At 68.7% G+C, this 6,035-nt stretch carries 5 protein-coding genes; 2 read left to right on the top strand and 3 right to left on the bottom strand.

Annotated elements, in window-relative coordinates; all coding sequences use genetic code 11:
• Positions 1–89: 89 nt before the first annotated feature.
• Complete coding sequence (locus ACM9LD_RS23375) at positions 90–1,781, bottom strand: ParB/RepB/Spo0J family partition protein (RefSeq protein ID WP_415678914.1); 1,692 nt, start codon at positions 1,779–1,781, stop codon at positions 90–92.
• Positions 1,782–2,333: 552 nt separating this feature from the next.
• Here ACM9LD_RS23375 and ACM9LD_RS23370 point away from each other — a divergent pair.
• Positions 2,334–2,978: a hypothetical protein gene (locus tag ACM9LD_RS23370; RefSeq protein ID WP_415678913.1), complete on the top strand. Its 645-nt coding sequence runs from the start codon at positions 2,334–2,336 to the stop codon at positions 2,976–2,978.
• A gap of 329 nt (positions 2,979–3,307) precedes the next feature.
• Here the strand turns inward: ACM9LD_RS23370 and ACM9LD_RS23365 are convergent, their stop codons facing one another.
• Both ACM9LD_RS23365 and ACM9LD_RS23360 read right to left on the bottom strand, forming a co-directional pair.
• On the bottom strand, positions 3,308–3,595 hold the full coding sequence (locus ACM9LD_RS23365) for a hypothetical protein (protein ID WP_415678912.1): 288 nt from the start codon (positions 3,593–3,595) through the stop codon (positions 3,308–3,310).
• A 352-nt stretch (positions 3,596–3,947) separates the two neighbouring features.
• A complete protein-coding gene (locus ACM9LD_RS23360) occupies positions 3,948–4,211 on the bottom strand; it encodes a hypothetical protein (protein ID WP_415678911.1) in 264 nt (87 codons plus the stop codon).
• A gap of 925 nt (positions 4,212–5,136) precedes the next feature.
• Between ACM9LD_RS23360 and ACM9LD_RS23355 the strand changes: the two genes are divergently transcribed.
• Complete coding sequence (locus ACM9LD_RS23355) at positions 5,137–5,754, top strand: hypothetical protein (RefSeq protein ID WP_415678910.1); 618 nt, start codon at positions 5,137–5,139, stop codon at positions 5,752–5,754.
• Positions 5,755–6,035: the final 281 nt, after the last annotated feature.

Here is a 6,035-nt window from a genome sequence, read left to right as displayed (position 1 = left end):
GCAGAGCGCCGCGACCGTAGGGAGCGGCCCCGCTGGTCGGCCCGTGGGCCGTGCCCGCCCCGGTGGTGCGGGGCGGGCACGGTTCGGGGCTACTGCTCCTCGTCGTCCTCGGTGTCCTCGATGGCGTCGTCCTCGGTGTCCTCGGCGTCGGGGGCCGGGGTGCCGGTGAGGGCGGCGAGGACGGTGGCGCGGTCGGCCTGGTCGGTGATGATGGTCTCGACCTCGGCGGGCGTGTACCCGGTGCTGGCGAGGAAGGCCAGGTAGTCGCGCAGCGCGGGGTGGCGGCTCTCCTGGCGGTGGGAGTCGCGGGCGTAGCCGGTCTCGTGCGCCGCGAGGGCGTAGGCGAGCGCGATGACCTGGGCGCGGCCCGCCGTCATGGGCTTGTCGGCCCACGAGCTGCCGTAGCCGGTTTCGCCGAGCAGCTCGGCGGCGAGGCTCTTGACCTCGTGGTCGGAGACCTGGCGGCTGCCCGCTCCCCCGGCGATCATGACGCGGGCGGTCAGTTCGGCGGCACCCTTGGGCGGGGTCTTGCGGGTGAGCAGCTTGGTCAGGTACTCGCGGCGCACGACCTGGGCGGCGTCGGAGGCCTTGTTGAAGGCGATGAGCTGGCGGCGGGCGACCTTCTTCGCCTCGGCCTTCTCCTCGTCGGTCTCGCCGCTGTCCTGCTTGGTGTTCCGGTCGCCGTACTGGCGGTAGTCGAGGCCTTCGGCCTCGTGGGCGGCGACCCACCAGGTGACGGTCCACTCGGTCGACTCGGTGACGTCGTCGGGGTTGACGGCGCCGGGGTTGAGCACCCAGGCCTCGCCGGTGTCGGGGTCGATACCGTCGTTCTCGGCGGGGTCCTGCCAGGAGTCGACGTCTTCGGCGTAGACCAGCGCGCCGGTCTCCTTGTGCCGGTACAGCTCTTCGCCGGTGAAGGAGACCCACAGGCGGCTCGGGTCGCTCACGTCGGTGAGGGTGGCCTGTTCGCCCCATCCGTTGTCGGTGCGCAGGCGGTCGATCCGGGCGACGGTCTCGCCGTCGGGGGTGGTGCGACCGGCGTAGAAGTAGCCGTTGTCGTTGTAGGGCAGGACGTTGAGCGTGGCACCGTCGTGCTCGTCGGCGTAGGCGGCGACGTAGGCGGCGGCGTGCTCGTCGTGCGCGGCGATTTCGGCGCGCTGTGCGACCAGGCGGGCGTGCTGGTGCACGCGCTGGCCGGGGCGGGCGCGCAGGATGAGGTCCTGGGCGTCGGGGTCGTCCTCGAAGTCGGTGAGCAGGGCGAGGTCTTCGAGGCTCAGGCTCTGGTCCTGGTCGAGCGCGGCGCGGGCGGCGGCGCTCTGTCCGACGGTGAGGGCGTGGTCGACGTCGGCGCGACGGTGCCCGGTGCGCTTGGCGATCTGCGCGGCGCTGACGCCGATGAGGGAGAGCTGGTTGAGGGCGTCGATCCGCTCGGCCTGGTCGAGCCCGGCGCGCTGGTCGTTGGTGATGACCTGGTCGGTGATCCGCTCGATGGTGCCCTGGTCGCCGTCGGCGGTCTCGCCGATGACGTAGACGGGGATGGTGGGCAGGTCGGCGGCGAGCGCGCCGAGGGTGCGGCGCTGGCCGTCGCGGACGCGGATGGTGCCGTCGGGGTCGCGGGTGGCGAGGACGGGGACCTTGACGCCGTGCTCGCGGAGGTTGTCGATCCAGCTGTCGGTGATGTTGACGGTGCGGGTGCGCACGTTCTCGTCGATGGTCAGGTCGCCGGGGGCGAGGTGCTGCAGCTCGGCGGTCTGGGCGGGGGTGTTCAGCGTTGCGGTCATGGTGTAGCCTTTCGAGTGTTGCGGTTGAGGGTCGGAAGTGTGGAGCTTCCGGCCCTCAATTTTTTTGTGTGAGTGAGGCGGTCTGCGCCTCGTGTGGCGCTCGTTCCTTTCTCCCTTGTTCTGCTTTTATTGTATGTGGGGGCACTGACAGTTTTTGGGGTCGGGACGGTATTTTTTGAACTTTTTTCGGGGCGGTCCGCAGCCCAGTCGGCCCACTTTTCTCGTCGCCCACTCCCCTGTAACCAGCCTCGTTCAATTCGGTGAGTGCGTCGAGCCTTTCCGCTGCATTCCACTGGCGAGGTTAAACCCCGTTGTCACTGATTGTTTCAGTAATGAGGCAAGTGATGGAACGCAATATGCGCTGGAGGTGATTGTGCGGGAGCGACGGGGGTTCGGTAGCGTTGCGCGGGTCGTGGTAGCGCTGATTCTTTTTGTTTTTTGCGTTACGCTGACCCTGTGAGCGCTGATGACGATGGCACTTCTGACGATCCTGCGGCTGGTCGAGTTGCGGGTTGGGCTCGATGACTTCGGAAGGAGGGGGCTGCGGCTGCCGTGGCGGGGGCGCTGTTCGGTGCTGGTGTGAGCTGGGTGGTTGCACAGCAGCAGATCGACGCGGATGACGGGCGTAGCAATCGGGAGTATGTGCGGCAGCATCGGGTGGATTCATATTCGGAGTTCATGACGACGGTGTCGGACGCGTTGAAGAGCACGACGTGGATTTCCACCGAGTTCACGGAGAACAATTGGCGGAGAAACCCGAATAATCCGCAACCGAAGCCGCCGCCGCCTGAATCAGTGAAGGCCATTACCGAGGCACGGGATCGCGTGAGCGCGAAATATGCGATTGTGGCGATCTACGATAGCGATGATTCGGATCGCTTGAAGTTGGCGTATCGTTTGTACGCATATTTCGTGGATCTGGCGAACACCACCGAGTTGTGGAGCAGCCAATATGACAAGTCCCCGGACAAGTTCGGGTTGTACACGGAGTCGATTGCCCGCTTGAGTGGTCGTTACAGTTTCGTTGGGTCGTGTAACGTCGGGGCGATCGCGCAGTGCATAAGTCCTGAGGAGAGGGCTGATCCGCCTGACATAAATTCGGCTTTGAACGCGACGCACGATGCCTATCTGAAGTCTCCGCCTGAGGTTGTGAACGAGTTGGCGCGCGCTGTTCGCGAGGAGGCCTTGCGCGAGTAGATGGTGCGGCGGCCGCGGAGCGGCGGCGTGGTCTCGGTGCCCGCGGAGCGGGCACGGTGGTGCAGCCGCGGAGCGGCCGTTTCCCCGCGCCGTAGGCGTGCTCGAGGTCCCGGGCGTGGGTCGCGGCACGGTGCCGGCCGCGGTTGGTGACCACTGCCGCGGCGTGCCCAGCGGCTGCCGCGTGGCCCCCTTGGAGGGGGTCTGGGGGTGCGCGAGCGCAAGCGAGCCATGCACGGAGTGCGGCCCCCATAGGGCCGCCCCGAGCCTTTCCGCGCGGCGAAGCCGCCGGCGCCGGGCCCGCGGTGGGGATCCCGGCGCCGGCGAGCGGTTCAGTCGATGGCGGCCATCTGCAGGAGCTCGTCGTACTCGCTGGCCTGCTCGACGGCCTCGCGGGGGCTGAGTTCGCTGTCGAACCAGTCCCGCCAGGTGCAGTCGACGAGGTCGGCGTGGCCGACGCCGACGAGGCGGCGGAGCTGGCGGTCGACGAGGTGGAGCCAGAGGGCGAAGCGGACGTCGCCGCCGGCCTGCTTGGCGATGTACTCGGGTGCGGACGCGGCGAGCTGGTCGATCGCGGTGACGACCTTGGTGGGATCGAGAGTGTCGAGCCAGTCGGTCATGGTGTGCCTTTCGGGTGGGCCCGCCCCCGGGTGGGGCGCGCTTCGCTGGCGGGCCGACCGCCGGTAGTCCAGGCCTTTAGAGCGCAGCGTGCCTTGACCCGGCGGTAGGCTCAGAAGCGTTGCGCGCTAACCCAACGCAACACGCCCATGCCGTCGCGACCACGGTCGGTGACCACTCCCCCGACGTGCCCAGCGGCGGGCCGCGTGGCCCCCTTGGAGGGGGTCTGGGGGTGCGCGAGCGCAAGCGAGCCATGCACGGAGTGCGGCCCCCATAGGGCCGCCCCGAGCCTTTCCGCGCGGCGAAGCCGCCGGCGCCGGGCCCGCGGTGGGGATCCCGGCGGCGGGCGGGTGCTCAGCGGGGGTCGGTGAGCTCCCACCACCGCTGCTGCCCGCGGAGGGTGAAGCCGGCGGCGTAGACCTCGGCCTGGTGGTCGGTGAGGTCGGCCGGGGCCTGGTGCTCCGCGGTCGCCTCGAGGTCGATCGTGGTGTTGCCGGCGGCGTGGGCCTGCTCGGCGTGGGCGATGCCGGCGGCGCTACCGAGCTTCGCGGCTCGGACGACCGGAGGGTCGGTGGGGTCGAGGACGAACAGGCTCATGTCGATCGCGGTCGCGGTCATGGTGACTCCTTCGGAGCTGGTGCCGCCCCGGGATGGGGCGCGCTTCGCTGGCGGGCCGACCGCCGGTAGTCCAGGCCTTTAGAGCGCAGCGTGCCTTGACCCGGCGGTAGGCTGAGAAGCGTTGCGCGCTAACTCAACGCAACACGCCCATGCCGTCGCGACCACGGTCGGTGACCACTCCCCCGACGTGCCCAGCGGCCGCCGCGGCGATGCGCTCTGCGCATCTTGGTAGCGCGGCGGTGTCGAGTACGTCCACCAACTGCGGCGACTGGCCAGGCGAGGTGGCTCCGGCCGGCCTCACAGGTCGCATTCATCGAAACTTTGATCTAATGTGAAGTTGAGGCCTCGGCGGTGACGGCGGAGGGAAGCCGCCTCCCGCCGAGGTCTTACTTCTTTGCACTGCGGTCTACGTGGGCGTATCGACAAGTCTGAGGCTGCGACTAGTATCGTCTACATGTTCGAGCCTGGGGATTCGAGAGTGTGGCGGGAGAAGCCGCTGCCTCTCCCCTGCCGTGTTCAGACCAGCTTGGCGTTCCCCCGGCTCGCGCACGGTGCTACGCGCGCGGACAAGCTGCCCCTGTGGCTGCGGACCGGCGGGGTGCAGCTCGAGGACCTGATGGACGGAGAGCTCCAGGCGTGGGCGCGGTTGACGGACGGGCAATGGCTGGCGCGAGTTCGGATCCGACCGCGGGTGGGCGAGGGGTTCGTTTCTATGACGCTGTGGGTGACCGCGGACGCGGTACAGGCGTGGCCGCCGGCGGCGTCGTCGCCAGCGGGAGCTAGGCCTGCCGAGTCGGGGCATAGCTCCACCGCTCCCCCGGCCCCCCCGGTCAGATGATCGTCTAGGGCGTCGCAGGCGGGCTAGGGTGCGGACAGGCTGGCGCGGGGCGCGCGAGCGGACACGGATCGACGGGGGGAATCGAAGATGAGCGACGAAGCGACCGACGCGGTGGAGCGTCCGACCTACGCGGCGGGTATCGCCGCGGCGTACGAGGCGGCGAAGCTCGCGCATTCGACGTCGCAGCGAATGAAGCTGGCAGCCCAGTACCTCAAGGTCGAGTGCATCGAAGTTGCGCCCGGCGTGGTGGCGCTCGCGGCGGGCGCGACGACGGCCGCCCGTGAGCTCGATCTGGCGACGACGGTCTTCCGCGGTGTCGCAATGCAAGCCCTCTCCCTGGCGGCCCTGACGCAGCACGTTCCGGTCGGCGAGGTCGAGCCGGTGATCGCGCCGGCGATCGCGGACGCCGATGCCGTAGGGAATCCTGTGGGCCTGATCCTTGCCGACATCGTCGACCTGGTCGATGTGGAGGCCGGCGCGATCCGCCTGGTCGAATCGTTCGATGACGTCGTCGCGGTGCTCGGCGACTCGCTGGCGCGGATCGCGCACCTTGAAGCCATCGCCGCGGAGGTCGACCGGATCATCTTCGGCGGCAGCGGCGTACTAGCGAGCCGCATGGAGCTGCTCGCCCTCTCGATCAGTGGACGTCTTCGCGTACTGGAGGACATGACGGTCAAGCTGATCGAGGTTGCCGGCGCCGAGTAGTCACCCCTCCCCCCGGCGGTCCGTTTTTCCGCGGAAAAACGACGCGGACCCAGGCTCGTTTTTCCGCGGAAAAACGAGCCCTTCCCGTTCTCGGATCGCAGCCCGGCCCCCAACGTCCGGCACGTGCACGCTTCTTCGGCGCGTCGTCGGCTGATGGTCGCGTTCTCGCGACGCCACCCTGTAGCGTTCTTTTCAGCGGTCGTCGGGCCTGTCTTCACACGGTGGACAGGTTCCGAAATCCGCCTTCCGGCCTCCATCTGAGCGAGGTCGGGGTCACCGAA

Origin of the sequence: Tsukamurella hominis, assembly GCF_965137015.1 — a bacterium.
GTDB lineage: Bacteria > Actinomycetota > Actinomycetes > Mycobacteriales > Mycobacteriaceae > Tsukamurella > Tsukamurella hominis.
Note: the sequence above shows the minus strand (reverse complement) of the source record. Positions and strands in the feature narration are given on the sequence as shown.

What these genes read in the sequence shown, in the direction of transcription:
- ACM9LD_RS23375 (WP_415678914.1), bottom strand. Translation starts at nt 1,781, where the DNA reads ATGACCGCAACGCTGAACACCCCCGCCCAGACCGCCGAGCTGCAGCAC.
- ACM9LD_RS23365 (WP_415678912.1), bottom strand. Translation starts at nt 3,595, where the DNA reads ATGACCGACTGGCTCGACACTCTCGATCCCACCAAGGTCGTCACCGCG.
- ACM9LD_RS23360 (WP_415678911.1), bottom strand. Translation starts at nt 4,211, where the DNA reads ATGACCGCGACCGCGATCGACATGAGCCTGTTCGTCCTCGACCCCACC.
- ACM9LD_RS23355 (WP_415678910.1), top strand. Translation starts at nt 5,137, where the DNA reads ATGAGCGACGAAGCGACCGACGCGGTGGAGCGTCCGACCTACGCGGCG.